The following is a 24,597-nucleotide window of genomic DNA, read 5'->3' as shown; positions in this document are numbered from 1 at the left end:
CGCCCGCCGCCAGCCGCGCAAGCGCCGCGCCCAGGCTGTCGGCCACCTCGGTGCGCCCCACCCCCGCCACCGCCCGCAGCGTGATGGCCAGCGCGTCGCAGAACAGCGGATGGTCATCCACGACGAGCGCGCTCGCGAAGGCCCGGGGCGCCGACGGAGCGGAGGAGGGGGACGAGGCCAGCATGGCGGGGCTCCGGCACGGACTGTTGGCGCCAGACTAGCCAGCGGTCCCTTTCGAGGCCACTCCCACCTTGGTCGCAGCCTGCAAACGTGAACGGCGCGCCCCATGGGGGACGCGCCGCCGGCCATGGACGGGGCAGGGGTCAGCCGGCCGAGGCCAGCTCCTTGGGCAGGCGGAAGGTCCAGACCATTCCGCCCTGGTTGAGGTAGTTCACCCGGTTCGCCACCTCGCCGCCCCAGAGCGGGACGGCGCCGCCCCAGCCGGAGACCACGGTGACGTACTGCTCGCCGTCCTGCTCCCAGGTGATGGGCTGGCCGACGATGCCGGAGCCGGTCTGGAAGCTCCACAGCGTCTCCCCCGTCTCGTCGTCGAGCGCCTTGAACTCGCCCTCCGGGGTGCCGAAGAACACGAGGCCGCCGGCGGTGGTCATCACGCCGCCCCAGAGCGGGGCGTCGTTGTGGTACTCCCACTTGATCTCGCCGGTGTCGGGGTCGATGGCCTTGAGGGCGCCGATGTGGTCCTCGAAGATCGGCTTGATGGTGAAGCCCGAGCCCAGGTAGGCCGCGCCCTCGCGGTAGGTGACGGGCTCGTTCCAGATGTCCATGCCCCATTCGTTGGAGGGCACGTAGAAGTTGCCCGTCCGCTGGCTGAAGGACATCGGCATCCAGTTCTTGCCGCCCAGGAAGGACGGGACCGCGAAGACCGTCTCGCCCTTCTCGCCCTCGGCCGCCGCGGTGGGGGCGCCGGGACGGTTCTCCTCGTTGTAGATGGGGCGGCCGGTGTCGTCGATGCCGCTGGCCCAGGAGATGTCCTGGACGAAGGGCGTCGCGCGGAGGAAGTGGCCGTCCTGGCGGTCGAGGATGTAGAAGAAGCCGTTGCGGTCGGCGGTGGCGAGGCGGCCGTTCCCCTCGCGGTCGGTGTAGGCCACGACCTCGTTGACGCCGTCGTAGTCCCAGCCCTCGCGCGGGGTGGTCTGGAAGTGCCACTTGATCTCGCCGGTGGCGGGGTCGATGCCGATGCGCGAGGCGGCGTAGAGGTTGTCGCCGGCGTTGCCCTCGGTGGGCGTCCCCGCGTTCCGCAGGTGGCTGTTCCAGGGCGAGGGGTTGCCGGCGCCGAAGATCAGCGTGTCCGTCTCGGCGTCGTAGGAACCGCCGAGCCAGGTCGCGCCGCCCCCGGTCTTCCACATGTCGCCGGGCCAGGTGGCGTTGAGCGTGCCGGTCATCGTGCTGGGCTCGCCGTTCAGGGTGCCCATGTTCCCTTCGATGGTGGGACGGGTCCAGACGATCTCCCCGGTCTCCACGTCGCGGGCCTGCACCTCGCCCACGATCCCGAACTCGCCACCCGAGTTGCCGGTGATGACGAGGCCGTTCACGATCAGGGGCGCGGCGGTGTAGCTGTAGCCCGCGCGGTAGTCGGCGATCTCCTTGTTCCAGATCACGTCGCCGGTCTTGCGGTCGAGCGCCACGAGCCGGGCGTCCAGCGTGCCGAAGATCACCATGTCGCCGTAGATCGCGGCGCCCCGGTTCACCACGTCGCAGCAGGGGAGGATGCCCTCGGGCAGGCGGGCGTCGTACTGCCAGAGCTCCTGCCCCGTCTTGATGTCGATGGCGTACATCCGGGAATAGGAGCCGGTGATGTACATGATCCCGTCGTAGACGAGGGGCTGGGTCTCCTGCCCGCGCTGCTTCTCGCCGCCGAGAGAGAAGGCCCAGGCCGGGACAAGGTTGCGGACGTTGTCGCGGTTCAGGGTGTCGAGCGGGCTGTAGCGCTGGAGCGTCTGCCCCATGCCGTTGGTGACGACGTCGCCGGTGGTGGTGGCGTCGTTGGCGATGTCCTCCTGCGTCACCTGGGCCTGGGCCGAGGTTACGGCCAGTAGGCTGACCGTCGCGGCCAGAAGCAGTCGTGTCATGTGGTCCTCCCGAAGCGGATTGGCCTTGTCCCGTGCCCTCGCGCAGGCCGGCCCGAAGGGGAGTATCGGCATGGGGCGGGGCCCCCGGATATGCGATGTTGGTCGTAAACGGGCCGTGCCGGGCTGCGGCTTTGGTCTTATTTCCCGGGTGGCCCGCGCTGTTACGCTCCGTCCAGCTTTGGGAGGAGCGCCATGACCATCCGCCTTGCCGCCGCCGGGGTGCTCGCCGCCCTTCTTCTGTCCACCGCCGCCCATGCCGAGGAGCCGGTCCTCAAGGCGGGCGTCCAGGCCGCCGGGACGGTGCTCTGGGAGCTCGACACGATCGAGCACTACGGGCTCGACGCGAGGAACGGCTTCGACCTGCAGGTCGAGGAGCTGGCCGGGGCGCCAGCCGCGCAGACGGCGTTCCTCGCCGGCGAGGTGGACGTGATCGTGTCCGACTGGCTCTGGGTCGCGCGGCAGCGGGCGGAGGGGATGGACCTCGTCTTCCTGCCCTATTCCAAGGCCGTGGGCGGCCTCATGGTGCCGGCGGACAGCCCGGCCCAGACGCTCAAGGACCTCGCTGGCGGGCAGATCGGCATCGCGGGCGGGCCGGTGGACAAGAGCTGGCTGATCCTGCGCGCCTACGCGCAGCAGGAATACGGGATGGACCTCCAGGCCGAGACCGAGCAGGTCTTCGGCGCGCCGCCCCTGATCTATAAGACCGCGCTGTCGGGCGACGTCGCGGGCGCGATCAACTTCTGGCACTTCCAGGCCAAGATGGAGGCCGCCGGGATGCGCGAGCTGGTCTCGGTGTCGGACGCGGCGCAGGCGCTGGGGCTCGATCCCGACACGCCGTTGCTGGGCTACGTGCTGCACGAATCCACGCTGGCCGAGCATCCGGGGCTGGCCGGGGGGCTCGCCGCCGCCTCTCGCGAGGCGAAGGCGATGCTGGCCAGCGACGACTCGGCCTGGGAGCGCATCCGGCCGATCATGAACGCCGGGAGCGACGAGGAGTTCGCGGCGCTGAAGGCGGGGTTCCTTGCCGGGACGCCGGCCGAGGGGCCGGTGGACGAGGCGGCCGCCGACCGGATGCTGCGCCTGATGGCGGAGCTGGGTGGCGAGGAGCTGGTCGGGTCGGTCACGTCGCTGCCCGAGGGCGTCTTCGTGGGCGCGGGCGGCTGAGGCAAGGTGCTGGACCTGGGGCCGGAGATCGGGGCCGCCGGGCCGGTGGTGCTCGACCTCGACCTCCCCGGCCTGTCCTTCGGCGCGACCCCGATCCTGGGGCCGGTGCGGCTGAGGGTGCGGCGGGGCGAGACGGTCGCCCTGACCGGGCCCTCCGGGATCGGGAAGACCTCGCTGCTGCGGCTCGTCGCGGGGCTCGGGCGTGGGCCGGAGGGATCGGTCCGGCTGGACGGGCGCCTCGCCATGGTCTTCCAGGAGCCGACGCTGCTGCCCTGGCGGACGCTCTCGCAGAACCTGACGCTCGCCGCCGGGATCGGCCCCGACGAGGCCGAGGCGGCGCTCGGGGAGGTCGGGCTCGGGGGCCTGGGCAGGCGGTATCCGGGGCAGGTCTCGCTGGGCCAGCAGCGGCGGCTGGCCTTGGCGCGGGCCTTCGCCTGCAAGCCGGACCTCCTCCTGATGGACGAGCCCTTCGTGTCGCTCGACGAGGCGCGGGCGCGGGAGATGATGCTGCTGTTCGAGGGGCTGAGGGCGCGGCACCGGACGGCCACGCTCCTCGTCACCCACGACCCGCGCGAGGCCGAGGCGCTCGCTGACCGCATCCTGCGGCTGGGCGGGCGCCCGGCGGGGATCGTGGAGGAGCGTCAGAACACCGGGGCGTATTTCCAGTTGTCGGCGTCGGGCGTGACCACGTCGAGGTCGTAGCCCGAGTCCACCAGGTCCTGGGCGTCCGTCACCCCGGCGGCGGCCGCCTGGTCCACCAGCGCCCGGCCGCGCGCCTGGTCATCGGACGTGCCATGGCCGCGCATGAGGTCGAGGCCGTGGTTGAACATCCCGATGGGGTCCCCGGCTTCGGCGGCGCGGCGGTTCCACTCGGTCGAGGCGTCCGGGTTGGTGTCGCCGCCGAAGCCGTTGTCCTCGAGGTAGCTCATCCAGGTCATCGCGCCGGTGTAGCCCGCGTCGGCGCAGGCCTCGAAGGTCTGGCGCGCGGCGACATGGTTGCCGGACTTGGTCATGAGGTAGCCCGAGGCGCAGGTGGCCATGTCGGTCTGGCCGTTCTGGGCGTTCTCGACCATGCGGTCGAGGGTCATCTCCTCGGGGTTGGTGGTGCCGTGCTCGTCGGCGAGAGCAGGGGCGGCCAGGAGGACGAGGAGCGTCGCGCGCAGGATCATCGGAGGACTCCCGTTCCGCAGGATGGCACTGAGGGTAGCGCGCCGCGGGGCGTCGGTCATGTCGCCCATGGTCGTAGATCTTGGCATGGCTCCTGACCCGTCAGGGCCGGAGCGCCGCGCCCCAGGGGAAGCGGCCGACCTTGACGGTCTGGATCGCCTCGCGGCCCTCCACGTCGATCACCGTCACGTCGCCCGAGACGCCGTTGGTGGTGAAGAGCTTCCCGCCGGTGGCGTCGAAGGCGAGGTGCCAGACGCGGCGGCCGACGAGGATGTAGTCCTCGACCTCGTAGGTGTCGGCGTTGACCACGGCGACGTGGTTGGCGGGGCCGAGCGCGACGAAGGCGGTGTGGCCGTCGGGCGTGAAGGCGAAGCCCACGGGCTGGATCTGGTCGTCGTTCACGCCGGGGATGGCGAAGGTCACTTGAGTCTTCTGGGCCTGGGTCGCCACGTCGAAGACCGTGACCGTGCCGCCGATCTCGGCGGAGACCCAGAGCTCGGCGCCGTCCTTGGCGAACTCGGCGTCGCGGGGGCGGGTGTCCACGAGGGTGTTGGCCACGGGCTCATAGGTCGCGGTGTCGATCCAGTGGGCCATGTTGGTCGTCTCGCTGGTCGTGATGGCGAGGCTGCCGTCGGGCGAGACGGCCATGCCCTCGGGCTCGATCCCCACGTCGATCTGGGCGGCGACGCGGCGGGTCGAGACGTCCACCACGGTCGTCACGGCGTCGTCCTCGTTGGCGATCCAGAGGTGCTGGCCGTCCGGTGCGAGGGCGAACTGCTCCGGGTCCTCGCCGGAGGGAAGGTCGTGGAGGATCTCGCCGGTCTCGGCGTCGATGACCTGAACGGCGTCGCTGTCCGAGGCGCAGACATAGGCCACCGTGCCGTCGGGGGCGAAGGTGATGCCGCGCGGACGCTCCCCGGTCGGGATCGTGCGGAGGACCTCGAAGCTGTCGGTGTCGAGGACGCTGATGGTGTCGTCGAGCTCGTTGGTGATCCACATCTCGCCGGCGCGGGCGGGGGTGGCGAGGAGGAGGGCGAGGGCGGTCAGGGCTGGGGCGATTCGTGGGCTCATGGGGTCATCATGCCGGAAAAGGGTTAACGCATTGCGAGACCAACGAGCGTTGCGTCCCCTACGGGGCGAAGGCTCGGCAGGCGCTCTCGGGCCGGTCGCGGCCGAGGGTGTCGAGCTCGTTCGACTGATGGAGGAACTCCTCGAAGGGGGCCATGGCGATCATGGCGCGGGGCTGGACGATGGCGATGGGCTGGCGGAGCTGGCCGTCCCAGTCGCGGAAGCTCAGGGGCCGCCCCTTGAAGCCGTCGAGCTCGAAGTCCGGCGACAGCATGTAGGAGCGTAAGGCGGCCGGGTCGTTGCTGCCCGTGCGCGTGACGGCCTCGCCGATGGCGCGCAGCGCGGTCCAGGCGGCGTAGTCCTTGGGGCGCATGGGGCGTCCGGCCTGGTCCGCGAAGCGGGACTGGAGCTGCGAGGCGCCCCAGTTCTCCAGCACCGGGGACCAGGCGACGGGCACGATCCCCTCGGAGCCGCCGACGGGGCGGGGCTCCCAGGTGTTGAAGAGGACGTAGCGCCCGAAGTCGCCGGTCTCGTCGGCGACGAGGAGGACGTCGTGCTCGGCGAAGTCCTGGGTGAGGAGGGGGATCTCCGACTGCGCGCTGCGGCCGAGGTCGCCCTGGAAGTCCCAGGGGCGGTCATCCTCCAGCGAGAGGCCGAACTTGGTGGCCGAGTCGCGGAGGGCCTGCGCCCAGGCCTGGTCGCCGGCGAAGGGGCCGGCGAGCAGCGCGACCTCGGTCCAGCGGCGCACGAGGAGGAACTGCGACAGCGCGTCCGCCCGCATGGCGAGCGACGGGAGTGCGTGGAGGACGTTGGCGCGGCAGTCGCCGTCGCGCAAGCTGTCGTCGGGGGCGCCCACGTTGAGGAGGAGCGCGCCCTGCGCCTCGGGCAGGTCGGCCACGCGCAGGAGGTCGGCGGCGGGCGCGTCGATGAGGAGGAGGCGCGACCCGGCCAGCGCCTCGCGCGCGGCGGACAGGAGGTCGCCGCCCACGGGCACGTCCACTTCGGAGAGGGTGTAGTCGTGGCCGAGGAAGCGCCCCGTCGTGGCGTCGTCGGAGAGGCCGAGCCGGGCGCCCTGGACGCCCTCGTCCCCGGGGACCGGGTCGAGGTCGGAGAGGACGGGCGGGCGCTCGACCTCCTGGCGGAGGTAGGCGACGGGGACCGCGAGGTCCTCGGCCCCGGCGAGGTTCGCCCCGAAGGCGATGTTCGCCCCGAGGAGGGCGGCGAGCAGCAGGGTGCCGGCCATGGCGTGTCGCATCGGTGTCCTCCCTTGGCGGGGCAGGATAGCGGCCCGGGGGAACGGGCGAACCGCGACCATGGTCGCAGGCGCGGGGACGCCCGCTGCCACCAAGGTCGAATGGCGGGGGGCGCCGGGGCGTGGCTAGTCTCCTCCTCAACCGCGCCCCGAGAAGGCGCCCCTGGAGGAAGTTCCATGCCCATCACTCGTGCCCGCTGGCCGCTCGCGGCCGGCCTGACCCTGGCTGCCGGCCTCGCCTTCGCCCATGGCGAAGTGGCCCCGCAGCCCGTCAACACCGACTCGCTGCCCGACGTGGGCGAGGAGTGGCTGACGGAGAACCCCTATCGCGGGATGGAGCCGGAGGTGTTCCAGGAGGCGATCCGCGTGGGCTCCTCGGGGTTCAACCAGAACTGCGCGCGTTGCCACGGGCTGGGGGCGATCTCCGGGGGGCTGGCGCCCGACCTGCGCTACCTGGAGGCCGAGGAATACGGCGACGAGTGGTTCGCCGAGCGGTTCCAGCACGGCATGACCCAGAACGGCATCACCAAGATGCCGGCCTTCGGGGAGATCCTGGGGCAGAAGGCCGCTTGGGCGATCCGCTCCTACATCGAGACGCGTCCCGACGACCGGCAGGTGACGGACGCCGCGCCGCAACTGACCGAGATGCGCGACCGGCTGGCCGAGCTGGCGCAGGACCCCTCGGGCGCCGACGTGGAGGCGTTGAAGGCGGAGCTTCTGGAGCTCAACGCGGGCTTCGAGACGCTTTCGGGCGCGCTGGTCGCGGACAGCGCGGCGGCCGAGGCGGCCTACATCCTCGACGGCTCGCCCGAGCGGTTCCACGAGGCGGCCGAGCTCATCACCGTGTCGCTCTCGGCCGCGCACTAGGCCATGCGGAGGCGTGCCGTCCTGGCGGGCCTCGCGGGCACCGTGGCGATGCCCCGGCTCGCGCTCGCGCGGTGCGAGGGGCTGCCCGTCGGCCAGAGGGTGCAGAACGCGGACCGCGACCCGGTGGGGCTCGACCTCGACGAGGTCGTGGAGCGGGGCTGGATCGAGTTCGCGGCCTACGACCGGCTGCCGCCCTATTCCTGGGAGGAGGACGGCGAGGCCAAGGGCATCGATATCGGCATCGGGCGGATCGTGGCCGAGGCCCTGGGGGTCGAGCCGCGCTTCCGCTTCGTCGCCTCGGGCGAGAACCTGGAGGCGGACCTGCGGTTCAACGTCTGGCAGGGGCTGCCGATGGGAGCGGGCGAGAACGTCGTCGCCAACATGATGCTCCATGTCCCCTACGACACCGAGTTCGCCTGCCGGGTGGAGCAGGCGGTGTTCACCGGGCAGGCCTATCGGGAGCGCGTCGCCATCGCCTACCGCGAGGAGGCCTATCCCGACACGGCGCCGACGCCCGCCTTCTTCCGCTTCGACATGGTGGCGGTGCAGAACGACACGATCTCGGACTTCTACCTGGCGAGCTTCCCGGGCGGTCAGATCAACGCCAACATCCGGCGCTATCCGACGATGGCCGAGGCCATGGCGGCGCTGCGGGCGGGGGAGGTCAATGCGGCGATGGGGCCTCGCGCGCAGCTCGAATGGGGGGCGGGCGAGGGGGTGAAGGTCCACGCGCCGCCGCTGCCGGGGCTTGCCATCGTGGACTGGACGGTGGGGCTGGCGCTGCACATGTCGCACCGGGACCTGGGCTACGCGGCGGACGACGCCATCGCGGCGGCGCTCGCGGACGGGCGGATCGCGGCGCTGTTCGAGGAGCACGGGCTCACCTTCGAGGCGCCCGAGCGGTAAGGGTTTCGGTCCAGACTCCTCCCTGTCGGACCCGACTGCGCCCCGTGGCCCTCCGCCCGGGGCGCCTTTTCGTCAGAGGGTGAGGAGGTCGCCATCCCGCGTGACGGCCGTCGCGCGGAGGCCGGGGCCGAGGGCGGCGAGGATGCGCCGCGCCGCCTCAGCGTCCGCGAGGCAGAGCGCGGTGGCGAGGCCATCGGCGAGGGCGGCGGTAGGCGCGGTGACGGTCACGGTGGACCAGGCAGGCGCGCCGCCGTGCGGGTCGAGGATGTGGCCGGAGCCGTCGGGGAGGATCATGGCGCCGGGGCTCGATGTGGCTGCGGCGGCGCCGTTCAGGGTGATCTGGCCGAGGCGGCCGAAGGCGGGGTCCTCGACGCCCAAGTGGAAGGGGCCTTCGAGCGCGCGGAACTCGCCGATGTCGACGAGGGCGTGGGTGAGGCCCTCCTCGGCGAGGACCTGCGTCACGCGGTCGGTGGCATAGCCCTGGGCGATGCCGTTGAGGGTGAGGGCCTGGCCGGGGCGGAGGGTGATCGCCGCTTCGGTGATGGTCACGCCGTCCCAGCCGATCAGGCGGCGCGCAGGCTCGGGGTCGGCGCCGTTGGCGAGCGCGAGCCAGAGGGGCTGGACGGTGGGGTCGAAGCGGCCTTCGGTGGCCTCGTGGAGGCGGGCGGAGAGGGCGAGGACGTCGAGGAGCTCGGGTGGCGGCGCGTCCAGCCGGCCGGTAGCGTTCAGGCGCGAGAGGGCGGAGTCCTCGCAGTAGAGGCTGAAGACGGACTCGATCCGGTCGAGCTCGGCCCAGGCGCGAGCCTGCGCGCGGGCGGTGAGGTCCGGGGGGCCGTAGAGGGTCAGCTCCGCCTCGGCGCCCAGCGCGATGCGACGGTCCCGCGCGAAGGCTTGGACGGGCGCGAGCGCGGCCGCGGCGACGATCTGGAGGAAGCGGCGGCGCCTCATGCGGCCTCCTTGCGAGGGGCCCGGATCGGCGCCCGGGCGGCGAGGATGCGGGGGACGCATTGCTTCGCGTCGTCGATGATCTGGACGCAGTCGAGGCACTGGAAGCATTCGGAGTAGTCGATCCGCCCCGAGGCCTTGATCGCGCCGTAGCGGCAGCGGACCTTGCAGAGATGGCAAGGCGAGCCGCATTCCGCGCGCCGTTCGATCCAGTCGCGCCCGCGCAGGAGGCCGCCCAGCGCCATGACAGCGCCGAGCGGGCAGACGTAGCGGCAGAAGCCCTTGAAGAGGAAGAGGCCGAGGACGAGCCAGAAGCCCGCATAGACGACATAGAACCAGTCGCGGACGAAGAGGACGGTGATCGCCGTCTTGAAGGGCTCGACCTCGGCGGCGGTCTCGACCTCGCGTGGGGCGATGAGGACGGTGGCGACGAGGCCGGCGAGGAGGAGATACTTCACCCACTTCAGCCGCCGGTCCCATGCGGCGTTGGGCTCCCATTGCGGCAGGCGGAGCAGGCGGCCCGCGTGGTGGGCGAACTCCTGCAGCGCGCCGAAGGGGCAGAGCCAGCCGCAGAAGAGGCCCCGGCCCCAGAGGACGAAGCCGAGGATCGCCACGCCCCAGACCATCAGCGAGAAGGGATCGTAGAGGAGGAAGGCGAGGCTCCGCCCCTCCGTGCCCGCCTGGACCAGCCCGAGGACGGTGACGATGGAAAGCTGCCCCTGGCCCCACCAGCCAACGAAGCCCAGCACGACCGCCAGCACGGTCAGGCGCACCGGCGTGAGCCAGCCCCGGCGCGCGACGCGGTGCATGAGCGGACCCACGAGGATGAGGAGCGCGATCAGCAGCCCGCCCAGGATGGCGAGGTCGGTGGCGCGGCTGCGCAGGGCCTCGACCACGGGCGAGGCGGGCTGGGCCGTGGCGTCCTCGCGCAGGAAGAACCGCTCGGGGGTGGAGTGCCCGGCCGTTAGGGTCGTGCGGCCGATCTCGGGCTGGAAGGAGCCGTGCTCGCGCAGGGCCTCGACCTCCAGCGTCCAGGGGCGGGAGGGGTCGAAGCCGAGCCGCCGGTCGGTGCGGAGGATCATGGCCGTGCCCTGCGGCACGCCCTCGGCGAGGCCTACGGTCAGGTCGGCGTCCCGCAGCGCCACGGGCAGGCCGTCCTGGGTGGCGGTCAGGAGGTCGGGGGCCGTGTTGCGGACGAAGTCCTCCGACACGAGGCCGTGGCGGCCCGCGTCGATCAGTAGGATCGGCTCGGCGCTGGGGGTGATCTCGAGGAAGCGGGCGAGGCGCTCCACCGTCTCGGGCGAGAGCGCCGCGCGGGCGATGGAGGGCGGCCCGAGGTCCACGATCCAGAGGTCGAGATAGGCGCCCGAAGGGTCGGCCTGCGCCTCCGGATCGTCATGGGCCCAGGTGGTGCCGACGAAGGCCGCGTCGATCTCGGCGTTGGTGACGAGGTGGCGCGTGGCGATGCCCTGCCTCACAAGGTCGGCCCAGGTCAGGTCCTCCTCATGCGCGGGGTCGGGTGCGGCGGGCGGGGCGGAGGCCACGCCCTCCATCTTCTCGCGCACGACCTCGCGCGTGGCGGCGAGGAGGGACTCGTGGGCGATGCGGACCGAGGCGGTCGCCTTGGTCACGCCGTCGAGGTAGATCAGCGCCGAGCCGCCCCCGGCGTCGCCGTAGGGGGTTCCGACCACCATCGGCTGCGAGATGGAGAGGCCGCGATACTGCTCCAGGAAGGCGCGGAAGGGCGCCTCGCCCAGGCCCGAGACGAAGATCGGCTCGTTTTGGGAGATGATCCTCACGTCGATGAAGCGGCCGTCGAGGTCGATGGCCACGAAGAGGTCGATGGGCGCGCCCGAGAAGCCGGGGATGGGCGCCATGGGCTCGGTCTCGAAGACGTAGCCGGCCAGCGCCCCGCCGGAATTCAGGAGCTCCCAGACCCCCCGGTCGCTGACCGGCTCGCCCACGGACATGGGCGGGCGGACGAAGGTCGAGAGCGCCTCGCGGTCCAGCACCTCGGCGCGCGCCATGGGCCCGAGGAGCAGGGCCAAGAGGGCGAGGAGGAGGCGGAGCGCGGCCATGCGGGCGAGGATAGGCAGGCGCCCAAATCCCGCACATGAGACCTTGGTCGCGGTCCGAGCGGGCTCCCGAAGGCGGCGCGCGGCGCTAGCGTGGGGGTGCGGCGGGGCGGACCAGCCCGGCAAGGCTCGCGGCGAGGTCGGAGCGGCGGTAGGGCTTGGCGAGGCGCGGGAGGTCGGGGTCGATCCCCTCGGCGTCGGCGTAGCCGCTGATGACGAGCACGGGCAGGCCCGGGTCGCGCGACCTGGCGATCCGCGCCAGCTCGGTCCCCGTCAGGCCGGGCATCAGGTGATCGGTCAGGAGGAGGTCCGGCGGCGGCCCGGCCTCCAGCCGGCGCAGCGCCTCCTCGGCCGAGGAGGCCTCGACGACCCCGTAGCCCAGGTCGGCCAGCATGTCGGCGGCGGTGGCGCGCACGAGGTCCTCGTCGTCCACCAGGAGCACCGTCCCGTTGCCGGGCACGGCCGCCTCGCGCGGGTCGTCCGGGGGGCCCGCCTCGGCGATGCCGCCGTCCTCGGCCACGGGAAGCCAGAGCTCGACGTTGGTGCCGAGCCCCGGCCGGCTCCGGATGGTGAGCGCCCCGCCCAGTTGCGCGGCGAGGCCGTGGACCATGCTGAGGCCGAGCCCCGTGCCGCGCCCGAGCCCCTTGGTGGAGTAGAAGGGCTCCACCGCGCGCGCGAGCGTCGCCTCGTCCATGCCGGTGCCGGTATCCGCGACCGAGAGGCGCAGGTAGCGGCCGGGGGCCGCGCCGGAGGGATGCCGGGCGCCGACCGTCTCGCCGTTGGCGGTGATCCGCAGGGTGCCGCGCTCGGGCATGGCGTCCCGCGCGTTCACGGCGAGGTTCAGGACCGCCATCTCGAGCTGGTTGGCGTCGGCGCGCGCGAAGGGCAGGTCGGGCGCCGTCTCGACCGAGACGCGGATCTGGGGACCTGTCGTGCTCGCCACGAGGTCGGCCATCCCCCGCACGAGCTCGCCCACGTCCACGGCCCGGGCCTGCAGCGGCTGGCGGCGCGCGAAGGCCAGGAGGCGCTGGACGAGGGTCCGCGCCCGTTCCGCCGACTGGAGCGCGCCCTCGACGAGCCGCTGGTCGCGCTCGGTTCCCAGGCCCCGCCGCTGGAGGCGGTCGAGGGCGCCCAGGATCGGCGTGAGGAGGTTGTTGAAGTCATGGGCCACGCCGCCGGTGAGCTGGCCCATGCCCTCCATCTTCTGGGACTGGCGCAGCGCGTCCTCGGCCTGCACCCGGGCGGTGACGTCGCGCGAGCTGCCGACGATCCGCGTCACGCGGCCATCCTCGACGCGGACGGGGACGAGGATCGTGTCCCAGTGCCTCGTCCCGCCCGGCAGGTCCAGGACCTCGCGGTAGGCCACCGGGCGGCCGAGCTCCACGGCGCTGCGGTAGTTGGCGATGACCCTCTGGGCGATCGGGGGCGGGAGCTGCTCCTCGACGCGGCGGCCGCGCACCGCCCGGAGGTCGAGCCCCGTGGCGGCCTGGTGGGCGGGGTTGAGCTCCTCGATGGTGAAGCCGCCGTCGGGGAGGACCCCGATCACGAAGAGCGCCTCGGCGGTGTTGTCGAAGTAGGCCCGGTAGAGGCCATAGGCCTCGCGACGCGCGGCCTCGGCGCGTTCGAGGCGGGCCTGCCGCTCCTTGTCGGCGGTGATGTCGCGGCCGTAGGCGTAGACGAGGTCGTCCTCGACCGAGGTGTGCCAGGAGATCCAGCGCGGCGAGCCGTCCCTGTGGCGGTAGCGGTTCTCGAAGGAGGTGAGGTCGCGGGCCGCCGCCGCCTCGTCCAGCCCGCTCTGGGTCAGCTCCGCGTCCTCGGGCCAGATGAAGTCGCGGAAGCTGTGGCCCACGACGTCCTCGGGGTCGTGGCCCAGGATCGCGGTCCAGGCCGGGTTCACGGCCCGGAAGATGCCGTCCGCGCCCACCACCACGAGGAGATCGCGCGAGAGCTGCCAGACCCGGTCGCGCTCGGCCGTGCGCTCGGCCACGCGGGCCTCGAGGTCGGCGTTGAGGGCCTGGACCTCGAGCTCCGCCCGCCGCCGGGCCGAGATGTCGTTGAACAGGATGGCCACGCGGCGCCGCTCGGCGTCCACCCGGAAGGCATGGACGTCGAACCAGCGTCCGAGGAGGTCGGAGCCCTGCTCGAAGCGCGCGGGCTCCCCGCTGCGGGCCACGCGGCCGTAGATCTCGTACCAGTGCTCCTCGAGGGCCGGGGCGGCCTCGCGCAGCCAGAGGCCCAGGATGGAGGCCGGGAAACCCGTCTGCCCGTAGAAGGCCGGATTCGCCTCGACCACCCGGTAGTCGGCGCGTCCCTCTCCCGCCTCGAGGTCGACCTCGACCACGCAGACCCCCGCGTCGACGGCCTCGAAGAGGGAGCGGGAGCGCGCCTCGCTCTCGCGCAGGGCGGCCTCGGCACGGGCCCGCTCCACCGCCGCCCAGATGTGCTCCCCCACCTCGCGGAGAAGCTCCACCTCGCCTTCGGTCCAGTCGCGCGGCTCGGGTTCGGTGACGCAGAGCGCCCCCACGAGCCGGCCCGCCTTGACGAGGGGGGCGCCCATGCAGGCGACGATGCGGAGGGCCGCCGAGGCCGGGCGATCGGCTGGCGGAACGAGAGGCGACGACCGGACGTCGCGGATGACGTGGCAGTCGCCCCGCCGCAGGATCGCGACGGACCAGCCGAAGTCGGCGATGCGGTGCTCTCCGGCCAGGGAGATCCCGCCGTCCCGGACGTGGTCCCTCTCGACCCGGGCGATGCCGGACTCTTCGTCCACCTCCACGTAGTAGGCGCGCTCCACGTCCAGCCTCTCGGCCAGGAGCCGGCAGGCCTCTCCCTGGATCGCGACGGAGTCGGCCAGGGGGCGCAGAGCGTTCGAGAGCCCGAGCAGGAAGGCCTGCCGCTCCTCGCGCCGGCGCGCGGCCAGCGCGTGGCCGAAGGTCTCGGTGGCCAGGCCGAAGGCGCCCTCGACGGTCCCGTCCCCGCCACGCAGGGGCGTCCAGGAGAAGGTGAACCATCTCGTCGGGTGGTCGGGGCGACCCCGATCGGGCACGGGGCGGTCCTCGATGACGGTCGCCTTCCCCTCGAAGGCCGCCTGGAGCGCCGGCCCGAACTCGTCCGGGACCTCCGCCCAGGCCTCCCGCCCGGCGCGGCCCAGCGCTCCCGGGTGCCTGCTCCCGAGGATCGGGACGTAGCCGTCGTTGTAGAGCGGGACGGCGTCGCGGCCCCAGCACAGGCAGGCCGGCTGCGGCGTGGCCAGCATCAGCGCCACGACGGCGCGAAGGCCGTCGGGCCAGTCCTGGATGGGTCCGAGCTGGGTGGAGGCCCAGTCGAAGGCGCGGATGCGCGCGCCCATCTCGCCGCCGCCCTGGGGCCAGTCGGATCCTTGCTGAACCAAGGCCATGAGTCTCCCGGAGAGGTGATCGGCGAGGGCCTTGGCCCGACCTTGACCTAGCGAAGGATACCTCGACGGCAACGTCTCGCATCCGCTCCCTGCCAGGGAGTTCGGGCCTGCCCGGGGCAGAGGCCCCCGCCGGTCGGATGCGGCTCCTCCGGGTTCCCCTTCGGCCCTGCGTCGCTATCTCCCTCCCGAACCGAGGAGGGACGCCAGGATGCCAGACGCTCATCGCCCCGTGCGGCCGGTCCCGTTCGGGGAGGCTGCCATGCCCGGGGCTGCCGCGCGACCCTCCGGCGCCCGGTGAGCGACCGGGATGCCACGCCGCAACGCCTACTACCAGGGTCCGGTGTCCGACCACTTCGACGGGGCGCGGTTCTTCGTGCTACCCGGTCCGCGCCGGCGACCGCTCTCGGCGCATCTGAGCTTCGTGCGGGGACAGATCGCGCGGGGTCGCCCGCCTGCCCTGCGCCCGGTGGCGCCGGACGTGCCGCCCGCTCGGGTGGACGCGCTGCGGCTGGGCTTCATCGGGCATTCGAGCCTTCTCGTGCAGGTGGCCGGGCTGAACCTGCTGATCGACCCTGTCTTCGCGCAGTGGCTGGGCCCACGCGAGGGCATGGGGCCCAAGCGCGCGCACGCCCCGGGCATCCGCTGGGAGGACCTGCCGCCCATCGACGCGGTGCTGGTGACGCACAACCACTGGGACCACCTCGACGGACCGGCTCTCGCGCGGCTCTGGCGGCGGTTCGGGTGCCGGATGCTGACGCCGCTGGGGAACGACACGATCATCCGGGGCTACGATGCGGGGATCGCGGTGCAGGCGATGGACTGGGGGCAGTCGGTCCGGCTCTCGCATCGCGTCACGGCCCATCTGGAGCCGGCCTTCCACTGGTCCGGACGGACTCCCTTCGACCGCTGGCGGGCGCTCTGGGGGTCCTGGGTGGTGACGGACGCGAACGGGGGCGTGCTCTACCACGTCGGCGACACGGCCTATCGGGACGGGCGCTTCTTCCGGCGGGTGCGCGAGGTCTACGGGCCGCCGGACGTGGCGCTGATCCCCATCGGCGCCTACGAGCCGCGCTGGTATGTGGGCGACGAGCACGTCGATCCGGGCGAGGCCGTGCGGATCATGCTCGACTGCGGGGCGCGGCAGGCCTTCGGGCATCACTGGGGGGCGTTCCGGCTGACCTGGGAGGAGCTGGGCGACCCGCCCCGGGACCTCGCGCGCGCGTTGGCGGAGGCGGGGGTGGCGCCCGGGCGGTTCCGGCCGCTCCATCCGGGCGAGACGGTGGAGCCGCCTTGGCCCGGGGGCCGTTGACGCAGGGGGCGCGGCCGGGAGATGAGTCGCCCCGGAGGAGGCGAGGGGATGAAGGTCGAGCTTTCGGGGAAGGTCGTCGTCGTCACCGGCGCGGCGAGCGGGATCGGCGCGGCGGTGGCGCGGCTCGCGGCGGAGTCGGGCGCGGGGGCGCTGGTGCTGTCCGACCGCGATGCGGATGGGTGCCGGGCGGTGGGCGAGGGGATCGCCGGGCAGGGCCCCGCCGTGGAGACGGTGGGCGCGGACCTGTCGGATCTCGGCTCGGCCGCCGCCATCGCGGGCGCGGCGCGGCGGCGATTCGGGCGGATCGACGGGCTGGTGAACGCGGCGGGGCTGACGACGCGGGCCTCGATGCTCGACGGGACGCCCGGGGTCTGGGAGGAGCTCTTCGCCGTCAACGCCCGCGCGCCCTACTTCCTGATGCGGGAGGCGATCGGCGACATGGTGGCGCGTGGGGCGGCGGGGGCGATCGTCAACGTCCTGTCGATCAACGCCCATTGCGGGGCGCCGGACCTCGCCATCTACTCCGCGACCAAGGGGGCGCTGCTGACGCTGACGAAGAACGCCGCCAACGCGCATCTGCGGGACCGCATCCGGGTGAACGGCATCAACCTCGGCTGGGCCGCGACCGAGGCCGAGCACCGGATGCAGAGCGAGACCCTCGGCCACGGGCCGGGGTGGCTGGAGGCGGCGGCCGCGCGGATGCCGCTCGGGCGGCTGCTGGAGCCCGGGGAGGCGGCCCGGCTGGCGGTGTTCCTGCTGAGCGACGCCTCGGCCCCGATGACCGGGGTGGCGCTGGACCTGGAGCAGCGGGTGACCGGCGCCTAGCGTGGGTTGCGGAACGGGCGTGCCGGGATCCCGAAAATGAAAATTGTCTTGCATTGAGCCGCCTCCGCCCGGAAAGTCCCGGCGGGGAGAGGGACATGGCGGCGAACCAGTTCGACTTTTCGGGGGCCGAGGTGCTGGTGATCGGCGCGAGCCGGGCCGGGATCGGGGCCGCCATCGCGCGGGCCTTCCAGGAGGCGGGCGCGACCGTCGCCATCACCGGCGCGGAGCCCGAGCCCGCCGAGGAGGACCGGGACCGCTTCCGCTACGACCGGCTCGACGTGACCGACCTCGACGCCGTGCGGGCACTGGCCGAAGGCGTGGAGCGGCTCGACGTGCTGGTGAACTGCGCGGCCATCACTTCGCGGGGGGAGGAGATGGAGCCCGCGTTCTTCCAGCGCGTCGTGGACGTGAACCTGCACGGGACCTTCCGCTGCGCCTCGGCCTTCCATCCGCAGCTTCGCGAGAGCCGGGGGACGGTCATCAACATCGCCTCCATGTATGCGATGTTCGGCAGCCCCCGGAACCCGGCCTATGGGGCGAGCAAGGCGGCGGTCGCGCAGCTCACCAAGTCGCTCGCCATCGCCTGGGCTTCGGACGGCATCCGGGTCAACGCGGTCGCGCCCGGCTTCATCGTGACCGAGCAGTCGGCGCGGAGTCGCACCGACCCCGCCCACGTCGCGGCGGTGAGCGCGCGGACCCCCATGGGCCGCTGGGGCCAGCCCGAGGACATCGCCGGGCCGGTGCTGTTCCTGGCCTCGCCCTTGTCGGGCTTCATGACGGGGACCTGCCTCGCGGTGGACGGGGGCTATTCGGTCGTATGACGGGGCAGGGCATGAACGAAATCGGCGCTGCCGTCATCGGGACGGGGTTCATCGGGACGGTGCATCTCTGGGCGCTGCGGCGGCTCGGGGTGCGGATCGCGGGGGTGCTGGGGAGCAGCCCCGGGCGCGGAGGCGAACGCGCGCGGGCGCTGGGCGTAGACCGGGCCTATAACTCGCTGGAGGAGATGCTCGCCGACCCCGGCGTGCAGGTGGTCCATGTCACCTCTCCCAACCACGCGCACTACAGCCAGGTGAAGTCCATCCTCGCCGCCGGGAAGCACGTCGTCTGCGAGAAGCCCCTGTCCATGACCTCCGGGGAATCGGCCGAGATGGTGCGGCTCGCCCGCGACAGCGGCAGGGTCGCGGCGGTCTGCTACAACACGCGCTTCTACCCGCTGAACCAGCAGGCGCGGGGGATGGTGCAGGCGGGCGAGCTCGGGGACATCCGCCTCGTCACAGGGCATTACCTGCAGGACTGGCTCGCCAAGGACACCGACTGGAACTGGCGGCTGGAGCCCGAAGCCGGGGGCGTGCTGCGGTCCGTGGGCGACATCGGCACCCACTGGATCGACCTCACGAGCTTCATCACCGGGATGAAGCCGGTGCAGGTGCTGGCCGAGCTCACCACCTTCATCCCCGAGCGGCGCAAGCCCGTGGGTCCGGTCGAGACGTTTTCACGGTCGCAGGGCGCGACCGAGCCCCGGACCATCACGACCGACGATTCGGCGCTCCTCCTCCTGCGCTATCCGAACGGCGCGAAGGGGTCGGTCGCGATTAGCCAGGTGAACTTCGGGCGCAAGAACTTCTCGGCCTGGGACATCGCCGGGTCGGCGGCCTCGGCGGCCTGGGGGGCGGAGACGCCGGACCACCTCTGGATCGGGCACCGCGACGGGCCGAACCAGATCCTCCAGCGCGACCCCGGCCTGATGAACGGCCTGGGCCGCGAGGCGGCGAGCCTGCCCGGCGGGCACGTCGAGGGCTTCGCCGACACGTTCTTCGCGCTCTTCCGGCAGGTCTACGGCGACGTCGCCGCCGGGGGGCGACAGCCGGGCTCGACCTATGCAAGCTTCGAGGACGGGCACTACGAGATGCTGTTCTGCGACGCCGTGCTGGCCAGCGCGCGCGAGGGACGCTGGGTGGACGTGAGGGAGACGACGACATGAAGCTGGGCCTGCTGACCGCGCCATTCCCGGACACCGACCTTTCGGACGTCGCGGACTGGTCTGCCGAGGCCGGCTTCGAGGCGCTGGAAATCGCCTGCTGGCCTCGCGCCTCCGGCGAGACGCGGCGCTACGCGGGCACCTCGCACATCGACGTGGACGGCATGACCCGGGACCGGGCCAGCGAGGTCGCAGGGCAGGTGGCCGACAAGGGCCTCGCCATCTCGGCGCTGGGCTACTACCCGAACCCGCTCCACGCGGACGAAGCGCATCGCGAGCAGGTGATCGGCCACCTGAAGAAGGTGATCGCGGCCGCGGGGCTGATGGGCGTGCCGGTCGTCAACACCTTCGTCGGAGGCGACCGCCGGCTCAACGTCGAGGAGAACTGGACCCGCGCGCAGGCCATCTTCCCGGAGATCGTGGCCCATGCGCGCGACCACGGGGTGACGCTCGCCTTCGAGAACTGCCCGATGATCTTCTCCCACGACGAATGGCCGGGGGGCCACAACATCGCCTACTCGCCCAAGATCTGGCGGCGCATCCTCGAATGGGACGGCGTGGGGATGAACTACGACCCCTCGCACCTCGTCTGGCAGATGATCGACCAGCGCCGCTTCATCCGCGAGTTCGGGTCCCGCATGGTCCATGCCCACGCCAAGGACGTGATGATCGACCGCGACGGCCTTTACGAGAACGGGGTCATGTCGGTCGGCATGGGGTGGCAGGTGCCCCGGATGCCGGGTCTCGGCGACGTGAATTGGCCTGACATCTTTTCAGCGCTCTATCGCGCGGGCTACGATGGCCCCATCATCATCGAACACGAGGACCGGAACTTCGAAGGGTCGGACGACATGATCAAGCGCGGGTTCCTGCTGGCTCGCGACGTGCTGCGTCCCTTCGTGAAGTAGGGGCCGCCGGGAAGACAATGAAAAACAGGGAGGACGACGAATGAAGGCTTTGTATCTGGGCACTGCCGCGATGGCGCTGTCGATGGCGCTGGCCGGGGCCGCCTCGGCCCAGGACCAGAAATACACCATCGGCATCTCGAACACCGTGCAGGGCAACGGTTGGCGCGAGGAGATGATCTGCGCGATGAAGGCGCAGGCGCTCGATTCCGGCATGGTCGATTCGCTCAACATCGCGCACCGGAACACCGACGCTGCGGGCCAGCTCGAGGACATCCGCAACCTGATCCAGGCGGGCGTCGATGCCATCGTCGTCAACCCCTCCTCGGCCGACGCGGTCAACGCCGCGATCAAGGAGGCCACGGACGCCGGCATCGTGGTGGTGGCCGTGGACCAGGCCGTGACCGAGCCCAGCGCCTACAACATCTCCAACAACCAGGAGGAATACGCCTATCTCGGGGCCAAGTGGCTGTTCGAGCAGATGGGCGGCGAGGGGTCGGTGGTCTACATGCGCGGCGCGGCGGGCGCGGGCGCGGACAACGACCGCGACGCGGGCTTCAAGCGGGCGCTCGCCGAGTATCCGAACGTCAGCGTCGCGCAGGAGGTCTTCACCGGCTGGCAGCAGGACCAGGGCAAGCAGCAGATGCTCGACATCCTGGCCTCGGGCGTGCCCTTCGACGGCGTCTGGACCTCGGGCATCGACAACGTGATCGTGGACGCCTTCACCGAATCCGAGGCCCCGCTCGTGCCCATCGTCGGCGCCGACAACGCGGGCTTCGTGGGCCAGCTTCAGAGCGTCGAGGGCCTGCAGGGTGCGGCGGTCACCAACCCCGGCTCCATCGGCGGCGCGGGCGTGACGCTCGCGCTCCAGATCCTGCAGGGCCAGAAGCCGGCCGAGCAGACCGTGCTCGTCACGCCCGAGATCTGGGACAACGTCAGCGACGAGGGCAAGGCCAAGCTCCAGGGCGCGCAGAACCCGAACCTCGATCCCGAATGGCCGGTCAGCGTCTCGATCCCCGACTGGACGACCTACACGACCGACGAGGTCATCGCCTGCAAGGGCCCGGGCGAGTGAGAACGGCAGGCCCCCGGCGATCGCCCGGGGGCCATGACCACTGAAGAAGGCAGCACTTCCATTTCCATGACCGACGCGGCGGCCGACGCGCCGATCCTCGACGCCCAGGGCGTCTCCAAGCGGTTCGGCGCGGTGGTCGCGCTGCGCGACGCCTCGCTCCGGGTGCGCCGGGGCGAGGTCGTGGCCCTCATGGGGGCGAACGGGGCGGGCAAGTCCACGCTGGTCAAGATCCTGACCGGCGCGCTGCGGCGCGACGGCGGGACGCTCCGCATCCGGGGCCGGGACCAGAGCTTCGGCTCGCCCGGCGCCGCACGGCGGGGCGGCCTCGTGCCGGTCTACCAGGAGCCGTCGCTGATCCCCGACCTCGACCTCGACGAGAACCTGCGGCTCGGCGGCACCCCGCGCGAGCCGTTCCACCACTGGGTGCGAGAGCTCGGCATCCCCGACCCGCCCATGGACGACCCGATCCGGCACCTTCCGCTTGCGACGCTCCGCATCCTCGACCTCGCCCGCGCGCTGGCGAGCGAGCCCGACGTCCTCCTCCTCGACGAGATGACGGCGGCGCTGCCCACCGACCTCGTGGAGCGGGTGCTGAAGGTCGTGCGCGAGCAGGCCGATGCCGGGCGCTCCGTCATCTACATCTCGCACCGTTTCGCGGAGATTTCGCAGCTCTGCGACCGCGCGACCGTGCTGCGCGACGGGGCCACCGTGGGCGACCTCCCCATCGAGCCGGGCGTCGAGGAGAAGATCGTGACGCTGATGCTGGGCGCCGCGCTGAGCCCGGCCCAGGCCAGGGCCCGCGAGGCGACGGGTCCCGCGACCACCGGCACGCCGCGCCTTCGCGTGCGGGGCCTCGCCGCCGGGACCAAGCTCGCCGACGTGTCCTTCGACCTCCACAAGGGCGAGGTCCTCGGCGTCGTCGCCCTGGAAGGGCAGGGGCAGGACGAGCTCTTCGACGCGCTCGCCGGGTTCCGCCGCCCGGGCGGGGGCACCATCGAGATAGACGGGCAGCCGCAGAGCTTCCGTCACCCCGCCGACGCCATCGCGGCCGGCCTGACCCTCGTGCCCGGCGACCGGGCCGAGGCGCTGCTCTCCAGCCGCTCCGTGCGCGAGAACATCGCCGTGCCCTACGTCGCCCGGCCCCGCCACTGGGGCCCCATCGCCATGCGGCGAGAGGGCGCACAGGTCGCCCAGGCCATCGAGCGACTGCAGATCGACACCCGCGCGCAGGGCGAGGTGCGCAGGCTCTCCGGGGGCAACCAGCAGAAGGTGACCATCGCGCGCTGGATCGCGGGGGGCGTCCAGACCCTCCTCCTCTTCGATCCCACGCGCGGGATCGACGTGCGGACCAAGCGGCAGATCTACGCGCTGGTCCGCGACCTCGCCGCGCAGGGGGCCTCCGTGCTGTTCTACACCTCGGAGCTGGGCGAGATCCAAGCCGCCTGCGACCGCGTGGTGGTCATCTTCAACGGGCGCGTGGTGGACGTGCTCGACGCGCAGGACGCGGACGAGCCGATGCTGATGCGCGCAGCCTACGGCCTGACCGCCCGCGAGGTGCGGGCATGATGCGGGGCCTGTCGCGGAACGGCTGGGTCCTGGGGCTGGTCGGCCTCCTGATCCTGCTCCTGATCGTCACCAAGCTGATCCAGCCGAGCTTCGGCGCCTCGGGTCTCGAATCCGTGACGCGTGCTGCGCTGCCCTTCGCCTTCGCCACGGCGGCGACGGCGGTCGTCGTGATCGCGGGCGGCATCGACCTGTCGGTGGCCGCGATGATGGCGGTCGTCGGCGTCACCGCCGCCGTCCTCATGGAGGGGGCGGGGGTTACCCAGACCTGGCTCGTGGTGCTGGCGGTGCTGGCGCTCGGCGCGGCGATGGGTGCGCTGAACGGGGCACTGGTCGTGGCGACGCGGCTCCCCGACATCGTCGTGACCCTCGCCATGAGCTTCGTTTGGGAGGGCGTGGCCCTCCTGATCCTCAAGGCCCCGGGCGGCGCGGCGACCCCTTGGCTGCGCGAGGTCATCCTCGGACCCATCGCGCCGGGTCCGGTGGTGTCGCTGATCCCGAAGTCGCTGGTGGTCTTGGCGGTCCTCCTGATGCTCGTCTGGCTGCCGCTCCGGCGCTCCCGGCTGGGCCTCTCGATCTACGCCATCGGCAGCGACGCGACGGCGGCCTTCCGCTCCGGCGTCTCCATCGGCGCGACGCGGGTCGCGGCCTACGCCATCGCCGGGGTGCTGGTGGCGATGGGCGGGCTGTCGGTCACGCTCTCCACCGGCATCGGCGAGCCCATCCCCGGCCCCTACCTCCTCGCCGCCGTCGCGGCGGTGGTGCTGGGCGGCGTGGTGCTGGGCGGCGGGCGCGGCGGGCTCCTCGGCCCCATCGTGGCGGTGTTCATCCTGAGGATCGTCCGCCTCGACCTGACGCTGCTCTCGGTGGACCCCAACGTGACGACCATCGTGGAGGGCACGATCATGGCCGTGGTGGTGATGCTGGGCGGCATTCTGGCGGTGAGGGGACGACGGGCATGAGCATGGCGGCGGACCAACCCTCTCCGGCGGCGCGGATCGGGCGATTCCTGCGGGACAACCCGGTGGTGACGCTCCTGATCCTGCTGGCGCTGCTGGTCCTGCTCCTGCAGGTCCTTCGCCCCGGCATCGTCAACGAGCGCTGGATCGGCAACACCGTCAAGTTCGCGATCCCCCTCGCCATGCTCGCGGCCTGCCAGACGCTGACCATGCTGACGGGCGGCATCGACCTGTCGGCGAGCGTGGTCGCCACCATCGCCGCCTTCGTCGTGGCGACGCAGGAGCCGCAGGTGGGGACGGGCCTCGCCATCGTCCTGTCGCTCCTCCCAGCGGTGCTGATCGGCCTCGTGAACGGCTTCGGCGTGGGCATCTGCCGGGTGCATCCGCTCATCATGACGCTGGGCACGGGGCTGATCGGGACCGGCTGCCTCCAGGTCTACCAGCGCGGCGTGATCGCCACGGGGTCGGTCGTCCCGGCTTCGCTCGAATGGCTCGGCACCGGGCGGACCTGGGGGATGCCCAACGCCCTGGTGCTGTTCGTCCCCTTCGCCGTCATCCTGCTCCTGGCGCAGCGCCGCACCGGCTTCGGGCGGCTCCTCTACGCCATCGGGGCCAACGAGAACGCGGCGCGGCTCTCGGGCGTGCGGGCCTGGCAGGTCTACTTCGGCCTCTACGTCCTGTCGGCGCTGATCGCGGGCGTGGCGGGTCTCCTCTACGTCGGCCTCATCAAGGCGCCGTCGCTGTCGCTGGCCGAGCCCCTGCTGCTCCCCTCCGTCGCGGCGGCGGTGATCGGCGGGACCTCGATCTTCGGCGGCCGGGGGAGCTACTCGGGCACCATCGTCGGCGCGCTGATCCTGACGGTTCTGAACACGCTGCTCACGCTCCTGCAGATGCCCGAGGGCGCGCGGCGCATCATCTTCGGCGGGATCATCCTCGCGGTGACGGCGCTCTATGCGCGGCTGACGGACCAGGGCTAGGGCGCCGCGTCTTTTTCCCGGCGCCGTTAACCGTTCCTTAACCTGCCTCTGCCAAGGTGATCCCGTCCCTGG

The 24,597-nt window shown here is 72.2% G+C and carries 20 protein-coding genes and 1 pseudogene; 13 read left to right on the top strand and 8 right to left on the bottom strand.

Going from position 1 to position 24,597, the window contains the following annotated elements; all coding sequences use genetic code 11:
- Together RUMESO_RS08775 and RUMESO_RS08770 are read right to left on the bottom strand one after the other, a co-directional pair.
- Positions 1-184, bottom strand: a pseudogene (locus RUMESO_RS08775) (DNA-binding response regulator); the annotation flags it as partial.
- Between the two features lie 139 nt (positions 185-323).
- Entirely contained in the window at positions 324-2,090 is a 1,767-nt protein-coding gene (locus RUMESO_RS08770; RefSeq protein WP_037279701.1) for a PQQ-dependent methanol/ethanol family dehydrogenase, read from the bottom strand.
- A gap of 192 nt (positions 2,091-2,282) precedes the next feature.
- Here RUMESO_RS08770 and RUMESO_RS08765 point away from each other — a divergent pair, with 192 nt between their 5' ends.
- Both RUMESO_RS08765 and RUMESO_RS08760 read left to right on the top strand, forming a co-directional pair.
- Positions 2,283-3,254 carry an ABC transporter substrate-binding protein gene (locus tag RUMESO_RS08765; RefSeq protein WP_037279700.1) on the top strand — a complete coding sequence of 324 codons (972 nt, stop codon included), beginning with the start codon at positions 2,283-2,285 and terminating at the stop codon, positions 3,252-3,254.
- A 6-nt stretch (positions 3,255-3,260) separates the two neighbouring features.
- Positions 3,261-3,956: an ABC transporter ATP-binding protein gene (locus tag RUMESO_RS08760; protein WP_245639206.1), complete on the top strand. Its 696-nt coding sequence runs from the start codon at positions 3,261-3,263 to the stop codon at positions 3,954-3,956.
- Here RUMESO_RS08760 and RUMESO_RS08755 read toward each other — a convergent pair.
- The 3 genes from RUMESO_RS08755 to RUMESO_RS08745 all read right to left on the bottom strand — a co-directional run bounded on the left by RUMESO_RS08755 (position 3,896) and on the right by RUMESO_RS08745 (position 6,744).
- Positions 3,896-4,423: a tetratricopeptide repeat protein gene (locus RUMESO_RS08755; protein ID WP_037279720.1), complete on the bottom strand. Its 528-nt coding sequence runs from the start codon at positions 4,421-4,423 to the stop codon at positions 3,896-3,898. The genes RUMESO_RS08760 and RUMESO_RS08755 overlap by 61 nt on opposite strands.
- 100 nt (positions 4,424-4,523) lie before the next feature.
- Positions 4,524-5,492, bottom strand: a complete 969-nt coding sequence (locus tag RUMESO_RS08750; RefSeq protein ID WP_051521148.1) for a PQQ-dependent catabolism-associated beta-propeller protein — start codon at positions 5,490-5,492, stop codon at positions 4,524-4,526.
- Positions 5,493-5,550: 58 nt separating this feature from the next.
- Positions 5,551-6,744, bottom strand: a complete 1,194-nt coding sequence (locus tag RUMESO_RS08745; RefSeq protein ID WP_037279698.1) for an ABC transporter substrate-binding protein — start codon at positions 6,742-6,744, stop codon at positions 5,551-5,553.
- Positions 6,745-6,918: 174 nt separating this feature from the next.
- On the opposite strand from RUMESO_RS08745, the gene pedF reads away from it, so the two are divergent.
- Both pedF and RUMESO_RS08735 read left to right on the top strand, forming a co-directional pair.
- A complete protein-coding gene (pedF, locus tag RUMESO_RS08740) occupies positions 6,919-7,608 on the top strand; it encodes a cytochrome c-550 PedF (RefSeq protein WP_037279697.1) in 690 nt (229 codons plus the stop codon).
- Between the two features lie 3 nt (positions 7,609-7,611).
- The gene (locus tag RUMESO_RS08735) at positions 7,612-8,514 is read left to right on the top strand and encodes a substrate-binding periplasmic protein (RefSeq protein WP_156362780.1); all 903 of its coding nucleotides are present in this window, start codon (positions 7,612-7,614) and stop codon (positions 8,512-8,514) included.
- Between the two features lie 72 nt (positions 8,515-8,586).
- Here the strand turns inward: RUMESO_RS08735 and RUMESO_RS08730 are convergent, their stop codons facing one another.
- The 3 genes from RUMESO_RS08730 to RUMESO_RS08720 form a co-directional block, all read right to left on the bottom strand.
- Positions 8,587-9,462, bottom strand: coding sequence for an FAD:protein FMN transferase (locus tag RUMESO_RS08730; RefSeq protein WP_037279696.1), 876 nt, complete (start codon positions 9,460-9,462; stop codon positions 8,587-8,589).
- A complete protein-coding gene (locus RUMESO_RS08725) occupies positions 9,459-11,537 on the bottom strand; it encodes a 4Fe-4S binding protein (protein ID WP_037279695.1) in 2,079 nt (692 codons plus the stop codon). The genes RUMESO_RS08730 and RUMESO_RS08725 overlap by 4 nt, the downstream gene beginning before the upstream one ends.
- Before the next feature lie 85 nt (positions 11,538-11,622).
- A complete protein-coding gene (locus RUMESO_RS08720) occupies positions 11,623-14,925 on the bottom strand; it encodes a PAS domain-containing protein (RefSeq protein WP_156362779.1) in 3,303 nt (1,100 codons plus the stop codon).
- Between the two features lie 313 nt (positions 14,926-15,238).
- Here RUMESO_RS08720 and RUMESO_RS08715 point away from each other — a divergent pair, with 313 nt between their 5' ends.
- From RUMESO_RS08715 to RUMESO_RS08675, 9 genes are all read left to right on the top strand, one after another.
- Complete coding sequence (locus RUMESO_RS08715) at positions 15,239-16,240, top strand: MBL fold metallo-hydrolase (RefSeq protein ID WP_037279694.1); 1,002 nt, start codon at positions 15,239-15,241, stop codon at positions 16,238-16,240.
- A gap of 48 nt (positions 16,241-16,288) precedes the next feature.
- Positions 16,289-17,065 (top strand): SDR family oxidoreductase, encoded by a 777-nt coding sequence (locus RUMESO_RS08710; RefSeq protein ID WP_037279693.1) that lies wholly within the window; start codon positions 16,289-16,291, stop codon positions 17,063-17,065.
- A gap of 95 nt (positions 17,066-17,160) precedes the next feature.
- Positions 17,161-17,886: an SDR family NAD(P)-dependent oxidoreductase gene (locus RUMESO_RS08705; protein ID WP_037279691.1), complete on the top strand. Its 726-nt coding sequence runs from the start codon at positions 17,161-17,163 to the stop codon at positions 17,884-17,886.
- A gap of 11 nt (positions 17,887-17,897) precedes the next feature.
- Positions 17,898-19,049, top strand: coding sequence for a Gfo/Idh/MocA family protein (locus RUMESO_RS08700; RefSeq protein WP_037279716.1), 1,152 nt, complete (start codon positions 17,898-17,900; stop codon positions 19,047-19,049).
- Positions 19,046-19,954 (top strand): sugar phosphate isomerase/epimerase family protein, encoded by a 909-nt coding sequence (locus RUMESO_RS08695; protein WP_037279689.1) that lies wholly within the window; start codon positions 19,046-19,048, stop codon positions 19,952-19,954. The genes RUMESO_RS08700 and RUMESO_RS08695 overlap by 4 nt, the downstream gene beginning before the upstream one ends.
- Before the next feature lie 40 nt (positions 19,955-19,994).
- Positions 19,995-21,026: an ABC transporter substrate-binding protein gene (locus RUMESO_RS08690; RefSeq protein ID WP_037279688.1), complete on the top strand. Its 1,032-nt coding sequence runs from the start codon at positions 19,995-19,997 to the stop codon at positions 21,024-21,026.
- 33 nt (positions 21,027-21,059) lie between these two features.
- Positions 21,060-22,592 carry a sugar ABC transporter ATP-binding protein gene (locus RUMESO_RS08685; RefSeq protein ID WP_245639205.1) on the top strand — a complete coding sequence of 511 codons (1,533 nt, stop codon included), beginning with the start codon at positions 21,060-21,062 and terminating at the stop codon, positions 22,590-22,592.
- Complete coding sequence (locus tag RUMESO_RS08680; protein ID WP_037279685.1) at positions 22,589-23,551, top strand: ABC transporter permease; 963 nt, start codon at positions 22,589-22,591, stop codon at positions 23,549-23,551. Before RUMESO_RS08685 ends, RUMESO_RS08680 begins: the two co-directional genes overlap by 4 nt.
- A complete protein-coding gene (locus tag RUMESO_RS08675) occupies positions 23,548-24,525 on the top strand; it encodes an ABC transporter permease (RefSeq protein WP_037279684.1) in 978 nt (325 codons plus the stop codon). The genes RUMESO_RS08680 and RUMESO_RS08675 overlap by 4 nt, the downstream gene beginning before the upstream one ends.
- Positions 24,526-24,597 lie beyond the last annotated feature (72 nt).

It is taken from the genome of Rubellimicrobium mesophilum DSM 19309 (assembly GCF_000600335.2).
Classification (GTDB): domain Bacteria; phylum Pseudomonadota; class Alphaproteobacteria; order Rhodobacterales; family Rhodobacteraceae; genus Rubellimicrobium; species Rubellimicrobium mesophilum.
Note: the sequence above shows the minus strand (reverse complement) of the source record. Positions and strands in the feature narration are given on the sequence as shown.

Bases quoted from the DNA above. Each gene is read 5' to 3' on its own strand.
- RUMESO_RS08770 (WP_037279701.1), bottom strand. From the start codon at position 2,090: ATGACACGACTGCTTCTGGCCGCGACGGTCAGCCTACTGGCCGTAACC.
- RUMESO_RS08765 (WP_037279700.1), top strand. From the start codon at position 2,283: ATGACCATCCGCCTTGCCGCCGCCGGGGTGCTCGCCGCCCTTCTTCTG.
- RUMESO_RS08755 (WP_037279720.1), bottom strand. From the start codon at position 4,423: ATGATCCTGCGCGCGACGCTCCTCGTCCTCCTGGCCGCCCCTGCTCTC.
- RUMESO_RS08750 (WP_051521148.1), bottom strand. From the start codon at position 5,492: ATGAGCCCACGAATCGCCCCAGCCCTGACCGCCCTCGCCCTCCTCCTC.
- RUMESO_RS08745 (WP_037279698.1), bottom strand. From the start codon at position 6,744: ATGCGACACGCCATGGCCGGCACCCTGCTGCTCGCCGCCCTCCTCGGG.
- pedF (WP_037279697.1), top strand. From the start codon at position 6,919: ATGCCCATCACTCGTGCCCGCTGGCCGCTCGCGGCCGGCCTGACCCTG.
- RUMESO_RS08735 (WP_156362780.1), top strand. From the start codon at position 7,612: ATGCGGAGGCGTGCCGTCCTGGCGGGCCTCGCGGGCACCGTGGCGATG.
- RUMESO_RS08730 (WP_037279696.1), bottom strand. From the start codon at position 9,462: ATGAGGCGCCGCCGCTTCCTCCAGATCGTCGCCGCGGCCGCGCTCGCG.
- RUMESO_RS08725 (WP_037279695.1), bottom strand. From the start codon at position 11,537: ATGGCCGCGCTCCGCCTCCTCCTCGCCCTCTTGGCCCTGCTCCTCGGG.
- RUMESO_RS08715 (WP_037279694.1), top strand. From the start codon at position 15,239: ATGCCACGCCGCAACGCCTACTACCAGGGTCCGGTGTCCGACCACTTC.
- RUMESO_RS08710 (WP_037279693.1), top strand. From the start codon at position 16,289: ATGAAGGTCGAGCTTTCGGGGAAGGTCGTCGTCGTCACCGGCGCGGCG.
- RUMESO_RS08705 (WP_037279691.1), top strand. From the start codon at position 17,161: ATGGCGGCGAACCAGTTCGACTTTTCGGGGGCCGAGGTGCTGGTGATC.
- RUMESO_RS08700 (WP_037279716.1), top strand. From the start codon at position 17,898: ATGAACGAAATCGGCGCTGCCGTCATCGGGACGGGGTTCATCGGGACG.
- RUMESO_RS08695 (WP_037279689.1), top strand. From the start codon at position 19,046: ATGAAGCTGGGCCTGCTGACCGCGCCATTCCCGGACACCGACCTTTCG.
- RUMESO_RS08690 (WP_037279688.1), top strand. From the start codon at position 19,995: ATGAAGGCTTTGTATCTGGGCACTGCCGCGATGGCGCTGTCGATGGCG.
- RUMESO_RS08685 (WP_245639205.1), top strand. From the start codon at position 21,060: ATGACCACTGAAGAAGGCAGCACTTCCATTTCCATGACCGACGCGGCG.
- RUMESO_RS08680 (WP_037279685.1), top strand. From the start codon at position 22,589: ATGATGCGGGGCCTGTCGCGGAACGGCTGGGTCCTGGGGCTGGTCGGC.
- RUMESO_RS08675 (WP_037279684.1), top strand. From the start codon at position 23,548: ATGAGCATGGCGGCGGACCAACCCTCTCCGGCGGCGCGGATCGGGCGA.